The organism is Asticcacaulis excentricus CB 48, from assembly GCF_000175215.2.
GTDB lineage: Bacteria > Pseudomonadota > Alphaproteobacteria > Caulobacterales > Caulobacteraceae > Asticcacaulis > Asticcacaulis excentricus.
Genome location: NC_014817.1, coordinates 1,024,281 through 1,042,603, shown reverse-complemented (window position 1 = coordinate 1,042,603; position 18,323 = coordinate 1,024,281). Strand labels below are relative to the sequence as shown.

The 18,323-nt window shown below is 63.0% G+C and carries 14 protein-coding genes; 6 read left to right on the top strand and 8 right to left on the bottom strand.

All coding sequences use genetic code 11. The annotated features are described in order from the left end of the window. Nucleotides 1–1,533: a tryptophan halogenase family protein gene (locus ASTEX_RS16400; RefSeq protein WP_013480757.1), complete on the top strand. Its 1,533-nt coding sequence runs from the start codon at nt 1–3 to the stop codon at nt 1,531–1,533. Between the two features lie 86 nt (nt 1,534–1,619). After that, entirely contained in the window at nt 1,620–3,389 is a 1,770-nt protein-coding gene (locus ASTEX_RS16395; RefSeq protein ID WP_013480756.1) for an amidohydrolase, read from the top strand. Between the two features lie 39 nt (nt 3,390–3,428). Here the strand turns inward: ASTEX_RS16395 and ASTEX_RS16390 are convergent, their stop codons facing one another. Further along, a complete protein-coding gene (locus ASTEX_RS16390) occupies nt 3,429–6,161 on the bottom strand; it encodes a TonB-dependent receptor domain-containing protein (RefSeq protein ID WP_013480755.1) in 2,733 nt (910 codons plus the stop codon). A 187-nt stretch (nt 6,162–6,348) separates the two neighbouring features. Between ASTEX_RS16390 and ASTEX_RS21010 the strand changes: the two genes are divergently transcribed. Next, entirely contained in the window at nt 6,349–8,265 is a 1,917-nt protein-coding gene (locus ASTEX_RS21010; protein WP_013480754.1) for an isoaspartyl peptidase/L-asparaginase, read from the top strand. Between the two features lie 39 nt (nt 8,266–8,304). Further along, nucleotides 8,305–8,757, top strand: a complete 453-nt coding sequence (locus ASTEX_RS16380) for an Lrp/AsnC family transcriptional regulator (RefSeq protein ID WP_013480753.1) — start codon at nt 8,305–8,307, stop codon at nt 8,755–8,757. A 5-nt stretch (nt 8,758–8,762) separates the two neighbouring features. On the opposite strand, the gene ASTEX_RS16375 is transcribed toward ASTEX_RS16380, so the two are convergent. After that, the gene (locus ASTEX_RS16375) at nt 8,763–10,103 is read right to left on the bottom strand and encodes an anti-phage deoxyguanosine triphosphatase (protein ID WP_013480752.1); all 1,341 of its coding nucleotides are present in this window, start codon (nt 10,101–10,103) and stop codon (nt 8,763–8,765) included. Between the two features lie 109 nt (nt 10,104–10,212). Here ASTEX_RS16375 and ASTEX_RS16370 point away from each other — a divergent pair, with 109 nt between their 5' ends. Then, nucleotides 10,213–10,563, top strand: a complete 351-nt coding sequence (locus ASTEX_RS16370; protein WP_013480751.1) for an L-rhamnose mutarotase — start codon at nt 10,213–10,215, stop codon at nt 10,561–10,563. Here the strand turns inward: ASTEX_RS16370 and ASTEX_RS16365 are convergent. The 5 genes from ASTEX_RS16365 to hppD are packed head-to-tail and all read right to left on the bottom strand — an operon-like array spanning nt 10,560 to nt 15,747. After that, entirely contained in the window at nt 10,560–11,753 is a 1,194-nt protein-coding gene (locus tag ASTEX_RS16365; RefSeq protein ID WP_013480750.1) for an amino acid aminotransferase, read from the bottom strand. The genes ASTEX_RS16370 and ASTEX_RS16365 overlap by 4 nt on opposite strands. Before the next feature lie 13 nt (nt 11,754–11,766). Beyond that, complete coding sequence (locus tag ASTEX_RS16360; protein ID WP_013480749.1) at nt 11,767–12,132, bottom strand: Rieske (2Fe-2S) protein; 366 nt, start codon at nt 12,130–12,132, stop codon at nt 11,767–11,769. Next, entirely contained in the window at nt 12,129–13,415 is a 1,287-nt protein-coding gene (fahA, locus tag ASTEX_RS16355) for a fumarylacetoacetase (RefSeq protein WP_013480748.1), read from the bottom strand. The genes ASTEX_RS16360 and fahA overlap by 4 nt, the downstream gene beginning before the upstream one ends. Then, a complete protein-coding gene (gene hmgA, locus ASTEX_RS16350) occupies nt 13,412–14,686 on the bottom strand; it encodes a homogentisate 1,2-dioxygenase (protein WP_013480747.1) in 1,275 nt (424 codons plus the stop codon). The genes fahA and hmgA overlap by 4 nt, the downstream gene beginning before the upstream one ends. Next, a complete protein-coding gene (gene hppD, locus ASTEX_RS16345) occupies nt 14,686–15,747 on the bottom strand; it encodes a 4-hydroxyphenylpyruvate dioxygenase (RefSeq protein WP_013480746.1) in 1,062 nt (353 codons plus the stop codon). Before hppD ends, hmgA begins: the two co-directional genes overlap by 1 nt. A 115-nt stretch (nt 15,748–15,862) precedes the next feature. Here hppD and ASTEX_RS16340 point away from each other — a divergent pair, with 115 nt between their 5' ends. Next, nucleotides 15,863–17,008, top strand: coding sequence for an aldose epimerase family protein (locus ASTEX_RS16340; protein ID WP_013480745.1), 1,146 nt, complete (start codon nt 15,863–15,865; stop codon nt 17,006–17,008). A 31-nt stretch (nt 17,009–17,039) separates the two neighbouring features. Here ASTEX_RS16340 and ASTEX_RS16335 read toward each other — a convergent pair whose 3' ends face one another. Further along, nucleotides 17,040–18,317: an MFS transporter gene (locus ASTEX_RS16335; protein ID WP_013480744.1), complete on the bottom strand. Its 1,278-nt coding sequence runs from the start codon at nt 18,315–18,317 to the stop codon at nt 17,040–17,042. Between the last annotated feature and the right edge of the window lie 6 nt (nt 18,318–18,323).

The following is an 18,323-nucleotide window of genomic DNA, read 5'->3' as shown; positions in this document are numbered from 1 at the left end:
GTGCCGAACCCCGAAGAGACCAAACAAGACCTGAGAATACGCAAGATCGTGATCGTGGGCGGCGGCACCGCCGGGTGGATGGCCGCCGCCGGCATGTCCAAGCTGATGCCGTCGCGCGAAGTGGCGATCCGCGTCATCGAATCCGATGCCATCGGCACGGTCGGGGTGGGTGAAGCGACCATCCCGCACATCCATTATTTCAACCGCCTGCTGGGGCTGGATGAGAACGAATTTATCCGCAAGACCAATGCCACCTTCAAGCTGGGGATCGAGTTCGTCAACTGGGGCGGGCTGGGGCAGAGCTATATCCACCCGTTCGGTGCCTATGGCGCCAATATGGATGGCATCCACTTCCACCATTTCTGGCTGCGCTACGCAAAGATGGGCAAGGCCCCGTCTCTGGATGCCTACAATCTGATGGTCTGTGCCGCAAAGGCGCACAGGTTTCAGCGCCCGGACCCGACGCGCCTCAATGCGGCGCTGAACGGCATCTCCTATGCCTTCCATTTCGACGCCAGCCTCTATGCGCGTCTCATGCGCGAACTGGCCGAGAAGCGCGGTGTCATCCGCACCGAAGGCCGCATCACCCGCGTCGTGCAAGACTCCCATTCCGGACATATCGACAGCGTCGTGCTGGAAAGCGGTGAGACGGTCGAGGGCGACCTGTTTATCGACTGCTCCGGCTTCCGGGGGCTTTTGATCGCGCAGACTCTGGAGGCCGGTTATGATGACTGGAGCCATTGGCTGCCGTGCGACCGCGCCGTGGCCCGCGCCTGTGCCAAGGTTGCCGATCCCATCCCCTATACGCGCTCGACCGCCAAGACGGCGGGCTGGCAATGGCGTATCCCGCTTCAGTCGCGCACCGGCAATGGCCACGTTTATTCCAGCGGCTATATCTCCGATGAGGCGGCGCTCGAGAGCCTCAACAGCGATCTGGACGGTGCGCCGCTGAGCGAGCCCAACTTTCTGCGCTTCACCGCCGGTGTTCGTCGCGCGCCGTGGACGAAGAATGTCGTCTCAATCGGGCTGGCGTCGGGCTTTCTTGAGCCACTGGAATCGACCTCCATCCACCTGATCCAGACGGCCATTGCGCGCCTGATGGCTAACTTCCCGGACAAGAGCTTCAATCAGCCGGATATCGACTATTACAATGCGCGCACGCGGCTGGAGTTCGAGCAGGTTCGCGACTTCATCATCCTGCATTATAAGGCCACCGAGCGCGACGACACGCCGTTCTGGGCATATTGCCGCCATATGGAGATACCAGACGCCCTGCGTGAGCGGCTGGCCATCTATCAGGAAAATGCCCGTCAGTACCGCCACGACAATGAGCTGTTCAGCGAGGTGAGCTGGCTGGCGGTCATGCACGGTCAGAATGTCCGCCCCAAACGCTACCACCCCATTGCCGACATGATCCCGGAGGAGGAGCTGATCCGGCGCATGACGCAGCTCGAAGACGAGGTGACGCGGGCTCTGGCCCTTATGCCGGATCATCAGGCCTTTATCGACCGTCATTGCCGCGCGGCCGTGTGAGGGCCGCGTCCCGGCTGTGATCACTTACCGCTTGACAGGTCCGGCCCGACACCCTCAGCCTGAGCCTGGAAACGGCGGAGGTGCCTATGCGCGTGCTTTTATGTCTGGCATGGGGGCTGATGGCCTCTTCGGCGGTGGCGGCGGCCCCGGCGGCGCAAACCGTCTTCGTCAATGGCAAGGTGCTGACTCTCGATGCCGCCGATACGGTGGCCGAAGCCGTGGCGGTGCGCGACGGGCGCATCGTGTATGTGGGTACGTCCGCCGCCGCCAAAGCCCATATAGGCCCCAGCACCGAGGTCATCGACCTCAAAGGGCGCACCCTGATGCCGGGGCTGGTGGACGGGCACATGCACCCGCAGTCGGGGGGCCTGCGCACCTTAGGCTGCAATCTCAACTATCAGCGCCTGAGCCGGGACGCGTTTCTGGCCCGGATTCAGGCCTGCCTCGATGCCGAGGCCGAAGCGCCCGATGACCGCTGGCTTGTGGTGATCAACTGGTTCCAACAGGACATGATTCCGACCGGCTATGCCCCGACGCGCGCCGAACTGGACACGTTGCGCACCGGGCGTCCGATCATGGTGCGCTCTTCCTTCGGTCATTCGGCTCTGGTCAACAGCCGCGCGCTGGGCGTGGCACAGATCACGCGCGACACCCCTGACCCGAAGGACGGCAAGATAGTGCGTGACGCGCAGGGCGAGGCGACGGGCCTGCTCGAAGACGCGGCCCAATCAAAGGTTCAGACCCTTATCCCGCCGCCGGACGCCGCTACCCATCTCAAGGCCGCGCACATCGCGCTGGGTTTGATGGCTGAACAGGGGATCACCACGTTCCTTGACGCCTATACGGATATCGAAACCCTGACCGCCTATCAGACGCTCTACAGGCGCGGCGACCTGACGGCGCGCGGGCATTTTGCCGTGCTGATCGACGCCGGCGATACCTATGACGCCAAAGCCGCGGTCGCCGAGGTGGTGCGTCAGCGCGGCCTTTACGACACCGGGGATCAGGGCGCGAAGCCCGCCCTGCGCGTCCATACGGCCAAGCTGTTTCTCGATGGCGTGATCACCGCCCCGGCCTTTACCGGCGTCATGGTCGCCCCCTATTTCGAAAACAGCGGGAGCGAAGCCGACCCGCACTGGCGGCCCGGTCACAATCGCGGCCCCAGGCCCTATTTCACGCTGGCGCAACTGAGCGACATCCTGGGTCTGCTGGCCGAGGCGGGGATAGACCCGCACATGCACGCCGATGGCGACGGGGCGGTGCGACTGGCGCTCGATGCTGTGACCAACCTGCGCCGCATCCATCCGGACAAGGACATTCGTCCGGCCATTGCCCATGCCGAGATCGTCGATCCGGCGGACTATACGCGCTTTGCAGAACTGAACGCGCTGCCCGTCCTGTCGTTTCAGTGGGGCAAGCCCGCCGCCGACACCATCGAAGGCGCGCGGGAGCCGCTGGGGCCCTTTCGCCACGCCCTGATCGAGCCTTCGGGCCTGCTGGATATCTACGGGGCGCGTCTGACCTTCGGCAGCGACTGGCCGGTCGATACACTGGACGAATGGTTCGCGCTGAAGGTGGCGGTCACGCGCACGGCGGCCAGGGCCGATCAGGGCAAATATCCGGGGCGGCTGGGCGTCGATCCGGGCCTCCCCCTGCGGACGGCCCTGCGCGCTATGACGCTGGGCGCGGCCTATGCCCTGCACGTTGATGATCGCGTCGGTTCGGTGGAGCTGGGCAAGTGGGCCGACCTCATCGTCCTCGACCGCGACCTGACCGCGACCGATCCCGAAGCATTGGGCGACTCAAGGGTCGTCCGGACCCTGCTGGGCGGCCGGACGGTATACCGGCGGCCCTGAACCTAAAAAGCCGGAGGGGTGACCTCCGGCTTCTCAGTCTTACATCTTGTAGGTCAAGCGGATCGTGCCTTCGCGCCCGATGCCGTCAAACCAGCTATGGTTATAGTAGGGGTAGCCCGTCCAGGTCGGGTCGTAGACCGGCTTGGTATCGAACAGGTTGCGCACCGAGAAGGACACGGTGGCCTTGTCCGTCACATCGTACTGGATCGAGCCGTTGGCGATCGAATAGCTGCTGACATAGGCGTCTTCGTCATAGTTCGGCGTGCGATCGACATAACGGCCGCTGAGGGTTGCCTTGAACGGCCCGTTGCGCAGGCTGACGCTCAGGTTCGACTTGTTGCGCGGCAGTTCGTAGCCGCTGGTCGGGGTCAGCATGCTGAAATAGGTGTCCCCGGCATAGCGCTGATAGTCCTGCTTGATCACATAGGTGTGGCCGCCCGACACGTCGATCTGACCGATCGGGGTGTCGAAGCCGAACCGCAGGCTAAGATCAAGGCCGGAGGTCTGCTGACTGGCCACATTGATCGGGTTGATGAAGATCGACATGATATCGCCGCCGCTGTTGCGCTTGACGCGGCTGAGGGCGTCCTTACAGGTGGGCGAGTTGGGGTCCACCGCGGCCCCGGTGGTCGTCGAACCGAAGCGGCAGTCGGACTCGGTCTTCAGCACCGTGGCCATTTCCAGATCTTCGACCTGATCCTTCATCTCGATCTTATAGTAGTCGAGCGAGACATCGAACCGGCGCGACGGAGCCCAGACGAAGCCCGCCGTAAAGGAGGTGCCCGTTTCCGACTTCAGGTCACGGTTGCCGACGCGGCTTTTGATAATACGTTCGGAATCGAGCGAACAATCGCCCAGCGGCACGCCGGGCTCTTCGGTGCGGCATTTGAACTGATCGACGACGCTGGGGTGTTCGTTGCCAGGACCGGTATAGACATAGTGCAGGTCCGGCGCGCGGAAGGCCGTGCCATAGGTGGCGCGCAGCAGCAGCGACTTCACCGGGCGGTATTCCAGCCCCGTATTATAGGTCACCTTGTCCGTGTCGCGCCCGGCGAAGCCGAACTGGTCATAGCGGGTGGCGAGGCTGAGCGACAGGTTGGACAGAAGCGGGATCTGGAATTCGGCGCCGAGGGCCTTGTTGCTGCGGCCGCCCTTGCCGTCGGCGTCCTTCCAGCCCCAGTAATAGTACTGCGTCGCCAGTGGGTCGGGCGAGAGATCATAACCCTGACGACCGGCTTCGGCCACGACGGCGAAGCCCACCGGGCCCGCCGGCATCTGGAATAGCTCGCCGGTCGAGAGCACGGCCTTGAAGCTGTTGGTCCACGAAGACGGCTTATAGATGCTCTTGACCACCAGCGAGTCGTATTCGGCCGGCGTCAGCGGCGTGTAGAAGCGGTCATAGCTGGGGGCAAAGATGGGATATCCGTCGGAGTCGGTCCCTAGCTGGTCACCGAGGAAGAACTTGGTCGCCTTGGCATTGATCAGCAGCGGGAAAGCGATTTTCGACTCGAAACGACTGAAATTGAAGGCGAGGTCATAGGACCACCTATTGCCTTCGCCGAACGTCCCGCGGATGCCGGGGCTGATGGTGAAGGTCTGCGAATCGACCTGACGCATCCCCTTTTCAAGCCCGCCCATTTCTTCCGGGGTAAAGGTGCGGTTCCAGTCTTCCAGCTGACCGCTGTTGGCGTTGTAGAAATAGCTGTCTTCGTTGTCGCTGCCCGGCTGGTAGTACCAGGTCAGGCGCGGCCGCATCAGCTTGACCTTGCTCTTGGCTGCCTGAATATCGGCAAACAGGGTGGTGGTGTCGTTCAGCTCATAGGTGAGGGAGGCCAGACCGGACAACTGCACGCGCTCGGAGACCACAGTGCGGTAGGCCACACCGGCGGTCGAACCACAATAATAGCCGTAACGCGGACGCAGGGCATACTGCATGGTGCCGCCGCTCAGGCCAGATAGTGCGTCACAGGTGGCCTTGCCCGGGTCCAGATAATCCTCGTTTTCGTCCTGAATCATGAAGTTACGCTCAGGCAGTTGCGAGCGGGCGGTCGGTGCGTCAAGCGTCGAATCCTGACGCTCGCGCTGATAGCCCCACAGCGGACGCTGATTGCGGACCTCGACACCGAAGACGGCGTGGAAGCGGTCGGCGTCGAAGCCCGACGAGACGCTCATCTCCAGCGACTTGCCGCCGCCCTGTTCGGTAAAGCCGTGCGAAATATCGACGGTGGTGCCGTCCGCCTTCTTCTTCAGCTTGAAATTGACGACGCCCGCAATGGCGTCAGACCCGTAGATGGCCGAGGCCGAACCGGACAGGATTTCCACGCTATCGACCATGCCCATCGGGATGTTCGACACGTCGGTGAAGTTGCTCTTGCCGTTGAACGGCATGGGATAGTCGGCGATGCGGCGGCCATTGACCAGCACCAGGGTGTGGTTGGGACCAAGGCCGCGCAGATTGACCTGCTGACCGCCGGGCGAGAAATCCGCCCCGTTGTTCGATTGCTGCCCCTGCACCAGACCGGTGTTCTGCGTCACCGAGGCCAGCAGGTCCGGCACGTCCTTGAATGCCTTGTCCTTAATCGCCTGAGCGGTGATGGTGGTCACCGGAGCCGGGCCTTCCTTCTGGGTACGCGGAATGTTGGAGCCGATCACCGTGACGGTGGTGATTTCCGGTTCTCCCGAAGCCTCTTGCGCTGCAGCACAGACCGGTATCAGGCTAGTGCCTGCCAGCAGGGCGATCTTCAGCATGGCGGGTAGATGTGATCTCGGCATGGTGCACTCCACAGCTCTGGGGCTAAAGTAACGGGATTATAGGCGCGCTATCCTCACGCGCCGCATTTCTGTCGGAATGTGATCTCAGAATGTAAATTTCTGCAATCAGATTGTCTTAATGGCTTCACAAACCCGCATATGTGACACATTAATGTAACGCTGGGTCAATATCGTTACGGAGGCAATCATGTCACGTCGCCTGCCTATCCTGTTGTTTGTGATCGCACTTTTGTGCACTGCGGTAACGTCCGTGGCGGCGCAGGGGTTTTGGGGCTCGAAAGGCTATAAGGCCTTCGTGATCGGCGACCCGCAAAAGCCGCGCGAAAAGGCCCCTCAGCCCGGTCTGATGATGGCCGGAGGGGGCGAATGGCCGGTGGACGCCTTCCATTGGTTCGCCGACAAGACGGGGCATGGCCACGTCGTCGTGCTGCGCGCCTCCGGCACGACCAGCACTGCGGATGAGATGTATAAGCAGATCGGCGGCTTTGCCTCGATCCGCACCTTCGTCTTTATCGACCGTAAGGCCTCAACCGATCCGGAGCTGCTCGACGCACTGAAAAAGGCCGACGGCATCTTTCTGGCCGGCGGGGATCAGTCGAACTATGTGCGCTTCTGGAAGGGCACGCCGGTCGAGGCGGCACTCAATGCCCACGTCGCGGCGGGCAAGCCTCTGGGCGGCACCTCGGCGGGTCTGGCCGTGCAGGGGGAATATGTTTACGGTGCGATGGACGGCGGCAGTATCGGGTCCGAAGAGGCGCTGAAAGACCCGCTGGGCGCGGCGGTGACCATGGAAACCGACTTCCTGCGCTTCGACCTGCTGAAAGGCATCGTCACCGACACCCATTTCAAGGAGCGCAAGCGTCAGGGGCGGCTGGTCGCGTTTCTGGCCAAGGCGCAGCACATGGCCAGGCGGCCTCTGACCGGCATCGGCGTGGATGAACAGACCGTGCTGGCGGTCAATGGTGACGGTTCGACGCACGTCTATAGCAATATAGGCGGCTATGCCTGGCTGTTCGAAGGCGTCACCCCTAAGGACCTTAAGGTTGGCACGCCGCTTTCCGTGGACAATATCAAGGTCACGGGCCTTGATAAGGACAGCACCTTCAACGTTCTGGCGCGGCAGGTCGGGCATCCGGCCTTCGTTAAACGCTATACCGTCAGCCAAGGCGTCATGCGCGAAAAGAAGCGCTGGGCGCTGGCCATCCATGGCGGGGCCGGTGTCATCGAACGCGAAAAGCTGTCACCCGAGAAGGAGGCGCAGTATCGCGCCGGGCTCAGTGCGGCGCTGAGCCGCGGTCAGGCCGTGCTCGATAAGGGCGGCACGGCGGTCGATGCGGTCGAAGCGACGCTGCGCGTACTGGAGGACAATCCGCTGTTTAATGCCGGAAAGGGGGCGGTCTTTACCGCCGACGGCGTCAATGAGCTGGACGCGGCCATCATGGATGGGGCGACGCAAAAGGCCGGGGCGGTGGCCGGTGTCACGCGCACTAAAAACCCGGTGTCACTGGCCCGCGCGGTGATGGAAAAGTCACCGCACGTCCTGCTGGCGCGCGACGGGGCTGATCGCTTCTCGGTCGAAAAGGGACTGGAACAGGTCGATCCGCAATACTTCTTCACGCAACCGCGCTGGGACCAGCTTCAGGCGTGGAGGGCCAAAAATCTGGCGGCTGTGGATCAGACTCATCTGTTCGGCACCGTGGGGGCGGCGGCGCTTGATCAGGACGGGCATCTGGCGGCGGCCACCTCGACCGGCGGCACGACGGGCAAGCGCTGGGGCCGGGTCGGGGATTCGCCGATCATCGGCGCGGGTACCTATGCGAAGGATGGAGCCTGCGCGGTGTCGGCCACGGGAACGGGTGAATATTTCATCCGCGAATCTGCCGCGCGTCAGGTCTGCGACCGCGTCCTGTGGAAGGGCCAGACCATAGCCGAAGCCGCACAGGACACCATCATGGCGGTGGGTGCCATCGGCGGCGACGGCGGCCTGATTGCCATGGACGCGGCGGGTGAGGTAGCATTCGGTCTCAACGATCTGGGCATGTATCGCGGCACGGTATCGGCTGAGACCCCAATAAGAACGGCTATTTTCGCGGACGAAAAATAGTGTAACGTTTGCTAAAGCCACTTTTCAGAAAGCGCTTGTATGGGGACGCGCAAGGCCACGCCTGAAATTGACGCCACTGACCGCCGGTTGCTCGCGGCGCTGCGTGAGGATTCGCGCCTGACCGTATCGCATCTGGCCAAACAGCTCGAAATTCCGCGCACCCAGGTCTATGCGCGGCTGGCGCGGCTGGAGGCGGAAAAGATCATTGCCGGCTATACGCTGCGCATGGGGCAGGCCTTTTCGCGCACGCGGATGCGGGCCCATGTGATGATCAAATGCCTGCCGCGCTTCAATCTGGAGGTCGAGACGGAGCTGGCGCGGCTGAGCGAGGTGTCGGCTATCTACGCCATCAGCGGGGAGTACGATATCATCGCCCTGCTCGAAGCGGCCAATGGCGAGGAGGTCAACGACCTCATCGACCGCATCGGCCTGATGGAGGGGGTGGAGCGCACCACCACCTCGGTTATTCTGGCGACCAAGCTGGAGCGGTAACCGCGTCAGAGTTTGTCGAAGACCGACCCCATGCGCGGCGCGAACAAACGCTCATAGGTGCGCAGCAGATAGTTGTCGGTCATGCCCGACACATAGTCGCAGATAACGCGCAGATCGTCCGAGGCGGCCTGATAGCGGGCGTACTGATCGCGCGGCAACAAGCGTTTGGGGTCCGATTGCAAGGCCTCAAACACCGCCACTACCATGGCCTGTCCCTTGAACTCCAGATGCTGCACGCTGGGGGAACGGATCACCTCTTCGAACACAAAATCCTTGAGCGCCTTGAGAAACCGCCCCGGGCCGTCGGGCAGCTCGACACGATAGCGCAACAGCGGCTCGGCAAAGGTATCGTCTTCGGCAAACCGCGCATGAGTGATGAAATGCCCGACCAGACGGTTGACATAGTGCTTGCGCGACCCCGAACCGCCAAACAGGGCGCTGACCATGCCCTCATAGACATTGTTGCCGCTCTCGTGCGGATAGCGGGCCTTGAGCGCATCCAGAAACGAGCTGCAGTCACTTTCTGGCACGGCGCGGCGAAAGGCGCTTTCGCTGACCAGATTAAGCGCAATGGCGTCTTCGAGGTCGTGTACGCCATAGGCGATGTCGTCGGCCACATCCATCAGGCTGCAATCGAGCGATTTGTGCCCCGTAGCATGGTGGCTGTCGGGTTTGGTGTCCAGCGCCTGAAACCGCGTCCGGTCGCCTTCGGACAACAGCTCCAGCACCCAGTCTACAACATCGGTTTCGCTGTCCAGATAACCCTTTGGCGGCTTTGAGGCGCGGCAGTCGATAATGTCGATCGTGGTCGGCCCCTTCATCAGGGCCGGTTGGCGCTCCGGGTGGGCGGCTTTTGACAGGGCGACCGGGTATTTCAGCACGCCCAGAAGTGTGCGCCGCGTCAGATTAGCCCCGGCGCTTTTGGAGAACGTCTCAAGCCGCGACAGGATGCGCAAAGTCTGGCCATTGCCCTCAAACCCGCCGTCGTCGCGCATACAGTAGTGCAAGGCCACTTCGCCGCCGTGGCCGAAGGGCGGATGGCCGAGGTCGTGGGTACAGCCTATAGCCTGAATCAGCGCCCGGTCGGGCAGGTGGGCGGCGGCGGGATGCTCAGACTGGTGGGTCTTGAGCTGCTTGTTGAGACTGCCGCAGATCTGCGCGACCTCCAGCGAATGGGTCAGGCGAGTGCGGTAAAAGTCGCTGTCCCCGAGATTAAGGATCTGCGTCTTGCCCTGAAGGCGGCGGAAGGAGGCCGAATGGATGATGCGGGCATAGTCGATATCCCCGGCATCGCGGGCGTCATCGGCTTTGGCGGACCAGTTTTCGCGGCGGGCGTACCAGGACATCAGATTCGTTCACGGCTTAAAAAGGAGACTTTAGGCGGGCCGGGGGCCTGCCGCCAGTGACGAATCCATCGCAACCGTTTAGACAGGTTAAAACTCAGAGGATTCTGCCATGACCCGCCGTTTCTGTTTTGCCCTCGACCTGCACGATGATGCCGACCTGATCGCGCGCTACAAGGCCTGGCACGCGCCCGGTCAGGTGCCGGGCCCCATCATCCGCAGCATCCGAGAGGCCGATATTCAGTCCATGGAAATCTGGCAGGCGCACGACCGTATGTTCATGATCATGGAAGTCGGTGACGCCTTCGCTCCCGACGCCAAGGCCGCCGCCGATGCGGCTTCGGAAGACGTGCAGGCGTGGGAGCGCCTGATGTGGGAGTTCCAGAAGCCCCTGCCCAAGGCGCGGCCGGGCGAAAAGTGGGTGGCCATGACCCGCATCTTCACCCTTGAGGAGCAGCCCTAAAAATACGGTTCCAGAGCCGCCGCCAGAACCGGCACCTGCGCGGTGGCCAGCCCCGCCAGATTGAGCCGTCCGGACGCCGCCATGTAGATGCCGTGCTGGGTTCGCAGGCTCAGAACCTCTTCCGGGCTAAGCGGCAGGGTCGAAAACAGGCCGTTCTGCCACCTCAGAAAGCCTAGACCGGGATGCGCCGCCACCAGCGCCGCGCGCAGGCTGTGGACACGCCGTCGCATGGTATCGAGTTCGTCGGACCACATTCTCGCTAGCGCCGCGTCGCTAAGGATCAGCCGCACCACAGCCGCGCCGTGATCGGGCGGCATAGACCACAGGGTGCGCGCGAGATTGACTAGATTGCCGCGCAGTCGCTCACGCCGCGCTTCATCCCCGCACTGATAGAAGAGGGCGCCGACGCGATCCCGGTAAAGGGCGAAGTTTTTATTGCACGAATAGGCGATCAGGGCTTCGGGCACGTGCTTAAGCAGGTCGCGCATCGGCGAGCAATCTGCCTCCAGACCTTGTCCCAATCCCTGATAGGCGAGGTCAATCAGCGGCAGTAGGCTGCGTTCGGCGCACAGGCTCGCCACTTCGCGCCACTGCTCGGGGCTGAGATCGGCCCCGGTCGGGTTATGACAGCAGGCGTGCAGCAGGATGATATCGCCGGGGGGAGCGCTTTCCAACGCCTTGCGTACGCCAGCGAAGATTACCGACTGCGTGTTGCGGTCGAAATAGCGGTATTCGCGGATCGTCAGCCCGGCGTCTTCCAGCAGCGGAAAGTGGTTGATCCAGGTGGGTGTCCCCACCCACACTGTTGCACCGGGGCGGGCGCGATTGAGCAGTTCCGCCGCCAGCCGCAGCGCCCCCGTGCCGCCAGGCGTTTGCACGCCGCTGAGCGCCGTATCACCACGCCGCGCCTCGCCGAAAACCACGGGGATCAGCGCCTCGACAAAGCCCATATCGCCGGCCGTCCCCAGATAGCTCTTGGAGGTCTGGCTGTTCAGCAGGATGGTTTCGGCCTGTTTGACGGCGGTCATGACCGGGGTGTGCCCCTGTTCGTCCTTATAAACGCCGACGCCGAGGTCGATCTTGTCGGTGCGCGGATCGGCCCCGTGCAACTGGATCAGCTCCAGCAGGCTGTCGGACGGCTGATCCTTCAGCGCGGCGAAGAGGGGGGAAGCGGTCAGGGTCGCGGTCACGTCAAATTCCGATTCAGGCGGTAAAAATCTGCCCGTCGCGCACGGCGACCGGCCAGGGGGTGAGGGAGGCGCCGGGGCAGGGATCGCCGACGCACACACCGTTTTGAATGTCGAAGAGCGCGCCGTGCCACTGACAGCGGATCAGGCCGCCATCGGGCGTCAGATAGTCATCCAGCGTCTGGCACAGCGGCAGGCCCGCGTGCGGGCAGGCATCGACATAGCCGTGCACCGTCTGCCCCTGCCGCACGACAAAGCCGTGAAAGCGCGCCTCGCCCACCTGAAGCACATAGTTGCGCGCCGCTCCGTCGGCGATGCGCGCCAGCGGCCCCAGCGCGATGCCGGGGCGCACCTGGGTCAGGCGGGGCAGGGTGGCGGTCATAGCTCCACAGCCGGGCGGATGCGCGTCGTGCAGGGGCCAAAGCCAATGGATACAAACCCCTCCGCCTCGGCGCGGGCAAACAGGCTTAGCTCGTCGCCGTCTTCGAGGAAGCGGCGCGTTTCACCCGACGGCAGGGTGAGTGGCGTCTTGCCCCCCTCGGTCAATTCCAGCAGGCTGCCCGCCTCGTGCGGCTGCGGTCCGGACAGGGTGCCGGTCCCCAGCAGGTCGCCGGGGCGCAGATTGCAGCCGCCGCTGGCGTGGTGGGCGATGATCTGTGCCACGGTCCAGTACATGGCCTCTTCGGCGCGCGATTGCGCCAGTTCGACCGGCGCGCTCAGGCCCGTTGTGCGCAGGCTGGCCCCCAGACGGATGCGATAACCGCCCTGTGCCTGATCCTCGGCGTCGATCAGATAGGGCAGGGGCGCGGGATCATCGCTGGCGCGCATTCTCGGCGCGGTGCGGAAGGGGGCCAGCGCGTCGGCCGTAATGACCCAGGGCGAAATCGTAGTGTGGAAGTTCTTGGCCAGAAACGGCCCCAGAGGCTGATATTCCCAGGCCTGCACGTCGCGCGCCGACCAGTCGTTGAGCAGACAAAACCCGGCGATACGCTCAGACGCTTCGCGGATCGGCACCGGCTGACCGAGCGGGTTTTCGCCACCGATAAAGACCCCCAGCTCCAACTCGTAATCGAGCCGCTGCGTCGGCGCAAAGCGCGGGGCGTCGGCGTCTGGGGCCTTGATCTGACCCCGAGGGCGCGTCACCGGCTCACCGGACACACGAACCGAAGAGGCGCGGCCGTGATAACCGATGGGGACGTGCTTGTAATTGGGCAGCAGGGGATTGTCGGGCCGGAACAGCTTACCCACCGCCGTGGCGTGGTGGTTGCCGACATAGAAGTCCGTATAGTCACCGATCTCAGCCGGGAGATACAGGGCGCAGGTCTCGGCGGTATAGAGGTGCGCCGACACCGCCGCTTCATGCGCCGGATCGCCGAGCAGGGTCGAGAGACGCTGACGCAGGGCGCGCCGCTCGGGCGCCGGGCGAGCAAACAGGGCATTGAGCGTGCGTGCGCCGAACGCCGCCGCATCGCCGTCGATCAGTCTGGCCTGATGCAGGCCGCGCAAGTCGAGAATATGATCGCCAATAGCCGTCCCCAGGCGGCGGTCGTCGCACCCTATGGGCGCAAAGATGCCCAGCGGCAGGTTCTGGATCGGAAAATCGCCGTGGCCGTTGGCGTCAGGCAGCCAGCTTTTGCGGTCAGGGTCGTGGGTAAAGTCGATCATGGCAGTCGAGCCTTTTCAAAGCCGCCCCAGCCGGCGTCATAATCGCCTTGCAGACCCGGCAGGGCGAGGGCCTGAGCCGTGGGGCGCAACACGAAGCGCGTTTCAAACATGAAGGCCATGGTGCCTTCGTACCGATGGGGTTTGAGGTCCGCCGAGACCCCTGCGTCATAGCTGGCGCAATCCGGGCCGTGGGCGTTCATACAATTGTGCAAAGACGCGCCGCCCGGCGCGAAGCCTTCGGCCTTCGCGTCATAGACGCCTTCGATCAGGCCCATGAATTCGCTCATGATATTGCGGTGGAACCACGGCGGGCGGAAGGTGTGTTCGGCCACCATCCAGCGCGGCGGGAAGATCACAAAGTCGCAATTGGCGGTGCCGGGCGTGTCGGAAGGCGCGGTGAGGACGGTGAAGATCGACGGGTCCGGGTGGTCAAAACTGACCGTATTGATCGTATTGAAACGCCGCAGATCATACCGGTAGGGGCAGAGATTGCCGTGCCAGGCCACCACGTCGAACGGCGAATGATCGAGCGTCGTGCTCCACAACTGGCCCTGAAACTTCTGGATCAGTTGATGCGGCGCGTCTTCGTCCTCAAAGGCCGCGACCGGGGCTTCGAAATCGCGCGGATTGGCCAGACCGTTAGCGCCGATAGGCCCCAGATCGGGCAGTCGGAAGGCCGCGCCGTAGTTTTCGCAAACATAGCCGCGTGCGGTCCCTTCCGGCAGTTCGATACGGAATTTCAGCCCGCGCGGGATCAGCGCGACGCTGAGCGGCGCGGCCTCGATCACCCCACATTCAGTGATGATGCGTAAACGCCCCTCCTGCGGCACGATCAGCCATTCGCCATCGGCGTTGAAAAAGGCGCGCCGCGTCATGCTGGCCGTGGCGGCATAGAGATAGACCGTCACGCCGCTCTGCGTCTCCACATCGCTATTGGCGGCATAGGCCTTCATCCCGTCGATAAAATCGACCTCGCCCTGTGGCGTCGTGAGCGGCGACCAGCGCAGGCGGTTGGGTGAAGGTGGCGGGCCGTCTGTGCGCCAACCGTGTGCCTCAAACGGCGCAAAAGCGGCGTGCTGCGCCGAGGGCCGCAGACGATAAAACCATGTCCGGCGGTTTTCGCTACGCGGGGCGGTAAAAGCCGTACCCGAAAACTGCTCGGCATAAAGACCGAACGGCACCGCCTGTGGCGAGTTCTGGCCCACGGGCAGGGCACCCGGTACGGCCTCGGTGGCGAAATGATTGCCAAATCCGCTGAGGTAAGGGCCCATCACGCATCGACCGAAATGACGCCGCGGCGGATCTGATCGAGTTCGATCGACTCGAACAGGGCCTGGAAATTGCCGTTGCCGAAGCCTTCATTGCCCTTGCGCTGGATGATTTCAAAGAAGATCGGCCCGAACAGGTTTTCGGTGAAGATTTGCAGCAGGATGCCCTCTTCGCCGACATTGCCGTCGATCAGGATGCGGTTACGCCGCAGCCGCTCAAGGTCTTCGCCGTGGCCGGGCACGCGCTTATCCACCAGTTCGTAATAGGTCTCGATCGTGTCCTGAAGCCGCACGCCGCGTGCCCGCAGCTTTTCCACCGTGGTGTAGATGTCGTCGGTGGTCAGCGCCAGATGCTGGATGCCTTCGCCTTTGTATTCTCTGAGATATTCCTCGATCTGGCTCTTGTCGTCCTGCGACTCGTTGAGCGGGATACGGATGGCCTTGTCCGGCGCAATCATGGCCTGAGAGAAAAGGCCGGTGGCTTGTCCCTTGATGTCGAAATATTTCTGCTCCTCAAAGCCGAAGATGCGCGAATAAAAGTCCGACCACACTCGCATCTGACCGCGATGCACATTGTGGGTCAGGTGGTCGAGTAGGTCGAGCCCGACGCTGTGTTCCCGCTCGGCGGCCTCGGCCCCCGGCACAGCGAACCAGTCGGCATAAAGATGATCCGTATCGGGGGTCAGATAGAGGTAGGAGCCGCCGATGCCCTGAAGCACAAAACTGCCGTCGCCCAGCGTCCCGGCGGTAGCGTCGGCGGCCTTGGCCCCGCGTGCCAGCGCGGCCTCAAAGGCGGTTTGCGGATCGGCGACGCGGAAGGCCATACCTGAGGCCGAGGGGCCATGCGCGGCGCGGAACCCAGCGGCCTGACCGGCGGGCTCTTCGTTGAGCAGCAGGTTGATACGGCCCTGCTTATAGCGCGTCACGGCTTTTGACGGATGGCGCGAGGCAGCGACAAAACCCAGTCGCTCGAAATGGGCACGCATGGCCGTGGGGTCGGGGCTGGTGAACTCGACAAACTCAAAGCCGTTCAGACCGAGCGGATTGTGCGGAGTGACAGACATGGGAACCTCCGTTTTGTTTCGATTGATATAGTATCTATTGCAACAAATTAAAAAATCCAGTCTCTTTTTCGTGAGGCCTGTGGAAAGGCGTCGGCGGGCGGGTTAGGCTTCGCTCATGCGCGCCCTGATCCTTCTGCCGCTTGTGGCTTCGTCTCTGATGCTGTCCAGCCTGTCCCGGCCACAGGTCAGCCATGTGCCGTTTGGGGTGACGGCCGGTGGTGAGGCGGTGGAACGCTACACCCTGCGTAACCGACGCGGAACGGAGGTGTCGGTTCTGACCTATGGGGCCATTCTCGATGCGGTGCGGGTGCGCGACCGGCGCGGGCGTTTGGACAATGTGGTGCTTGATCTGATTGACCTAAAGGCGCATGAGGCGCGGGCCAATTTCAGCGCCGTGGTCGGCCGCTTTGCCAATCGCATATCGGGCGGCGGTTTTACGCTGGACGGGCGGCGCGTGGTGCTCGACCCCAAGGGCGGGATCGTTTCACATGGCGGCAGGCCCGGCTTTTCCGGGCGCGTGTGGATTGCTGAGCCGTGCGCGACGCGGGGCTGCCGCTCGCTGACCTTGCGCTACATCAGCCCGGATGGCGAGAACGGTTTTCCGGGGACGTTGCGTGTTTCGGTGACCTATAGCCTGTCGGATGACGACACGCTGACGCTGGACTACCGCGCCACGACCGACAAGCCGACGGTGATCAACCTGACCAACCACGCCTATTTCAATCTGGGCGGGGCGGCGTCGGGTTCGACCGACGCTCAGTACCTGCAACTGAAGGCCGACGCCATTACCGCCCTGTCGGACAAGAAGCTGCCGACAGGGGCTCTGCGCCCGGTCGTGGGCACACCGTTCGATTTCCGTCGCCCAGCTCAGATTGGTGCGCAGATCGTCAGGGCCGATCCGCAATTGAAGATCGGCGGCGGCTTCGACCATAATTTTGTGCTGAGCAAACCCCAACCCGGCGCGCTGAGCGTGGCGGCGCGGGCCTGGGACCCGAAAAGTGGCCGGACTCTGGAACTGAAGACCACCGAGCCGGGTGTGCAGCTTTTCACCGGCAACGGCTTTAACGGCACGCTGAATGGGCGGGCGGGCAATCGCATCTGGCCCCGCGACGGTTTCGCGCTGGAAACCCAACATTTTCCAGACAGCCCAAATCGCCCGGAGTTTCCTTCGACCGTGCTGCGGCCGGGCGAGGTCTTCCATTCGGTGACGACGATCCGGTTCGGTACGGCGAAGACGCTGAAAGAGGCCTTCTCAGATTAAAAAACCCCGATCTTGCGACCGGGGTTTTTCCTTATCCAATTTTGGCCGGTTCGAGCTTCGGCATCAGCAGATGCACGGCCAGAAGCGCCAGAAAATAGCCTGTGGCCGCATAGACGAAGATGGGCGTGTAGGAGCCGATCTTGTCGAGCACGAAGCCCGCATATTTAGCCATGGCCATGCCGCCAAAGGCCCCGAACATACCGCCGATCCCGACGACCGAACCCACGGCGCCATTGGGGAAGACGTCCGACGGCAGGGTGTAGAGATTGGCCGAAAAGCCTTGGTGCGCGGCGGTCGCCACGCCGATGATGGCCACGGCGACCCACAGATTGTCGGCCATGGCCGCGACGCCCACAGGGAGGGCCAGGGCGGCGCAGATCAGCATGGTCACCTTGCGCGCCGCGTTGACGCTCCAGCCGCGCTTGATGAACTGCGACGACAGCCAGCCGCCGCCCACAGAACCGATGTCGGACAGCAAGTAGATGGCGACCAGCGGCGGCCCGAAGGTCTTGAGATCAAGACCATAGCGCTTGTGCAGGAAATCCGGCAGCCAGAACAGGAACATCCACCAGATGGGATCGATCAGGAACTTGCCCAGCGCATAGCCCCAGGTTTCCTTGGTGCGGATGACCTTAAGCCACGATACCTTTTCGACCACGACCACCGGGTCCTGTTCGATATGGCTCAGTTCCAGTGCATTGACCTTTTTATGTTCACGCGGACGGCGATAGACCAGCCACCAGACGGGCAGCCACAGAAGGCCAACAGCCCCCGTAAAGATAAAGGCCGCCTGCCAGCCGAAGGTCAGGGTAATCGCAGGAATGACCAGCGGCGTGACAATAGCGCCGATATTAGTCCCGGCGTTGAACAGCCCGACCGCAAAAGCGCGTTCGGACTTGGGGAACCACTCCGACACAGCCTTGACGCCGCCGGGGAAGGCCCCGCCTTCGCCGATGCCGAGGAAGACGCGGGCGATGATGGCGTCTTTCAGCGATGACATGGCCGCGTGGCCGATATGCGCCGCCTGCCAGATGACAAAGGCCAGAGAAAAGCCGATGCGGGCCCCGAAGCGGTCCACGATCTTACCGAAGGCGAGGTAGGAGAGGGCGTAGGCGAACTGGAACCAGAAGACCAGATCGGCATAGTCCAGCTCGCTCCAGCCGAACTCCGCTTGCAGGGTCGGCTTGAGCAGACTGACCGTCTGACGGTCCACATAGTTGACGACCATGGCCGTGAACAGCAATGTCACGACCAGCCAGCGGTAGCGCGTCGCGCCAGCGGGGGCGTTGGAGCCCGAAGGTGCCTGCATGGCGAT

Coding starts and splice junctions, on each gene's coding strand:
- hmgA (WP_013480747.1), bottom strand. CDS start 14,686: ATGGGCCCTTACCTCAGCGGATTTGGCAATCATTTCGCCACCGAGGCC.
- ASTEX_RS16335 (WP_013480744.1), bottom strand. CDS start 18,317: ATGCAGGCACCTTCGGGCTCCAACGCCCCCGCTGGCGCGACGCGCTAC.
- ASTEX_RS16340 (WP_013480745.1), top strand. CDS start 15,863: ATGCGCGCCCTGATCCTTCTGCCGCTTGTGGCTTCGTCTCTGATGCTG.
- ASTEX_RS16370 (WP_013480751.1), top strand. CDS start 10,213: ATGACCCGCCGTTTCTGTTTTGCCCTCGACCTGCACGATGATGCCGAC.
- ASTEX_RS16390 (WP_013480755.1), bottom strand. CDS start 6,161: ATGCCGAGATCACATCTACCCGCCATGCTGAAGATCGCCCTGCTGGCA.
- ASTEX_RS16395 (WP_013480756.1), top strand. CDS start 1,620: ATGCGCGTGCTTTTATGTCTGGCATGGGGGCTGATGGCCTCTTCGGCG.
- ASTEX_RS21010 (WP_013480754.1), top strand. CDS start 6,349: ATGTCACGTCGCCTGCCTATCCTGTTGTTTGTGATCGCACTTTTGTGC.
- hppD (WP_013480746.1), bottom strand. CDS start 15,747: ATGTCTGTCACTCCGCACAATCCGCTCGGTCTGAACGGCTTTGAGTTT.
- ASTEX_RS16360 (WP_013480749.1), bottom strand. CDS start 12,132: ATGACCGCCACCCTGCCCCGCCTGACCCAGGTGCGCCCCGGCATCGCG.
- ASTEX_RS16375 (WP_013480752.1), bottom strand. CDS start 10,103: ATGTCCTGGTACGCCCGCCGCGAAAACTGGTCCGCCAAAGCCGATGAC.
- ASTEX_RS16380 (WP_013480753.1), top strand. CDS start 8,305: ATGGGGACGCGCAAGGCCACGCCTGAAATTGACGCCACTGACCGCCGG.
- fahA (WP_013480748.1), bottom strand. CDS start 13,415: ATGATCGACTTTACCCACGACCCTGACCGCAAAAGCTGGCTGCCTGAC.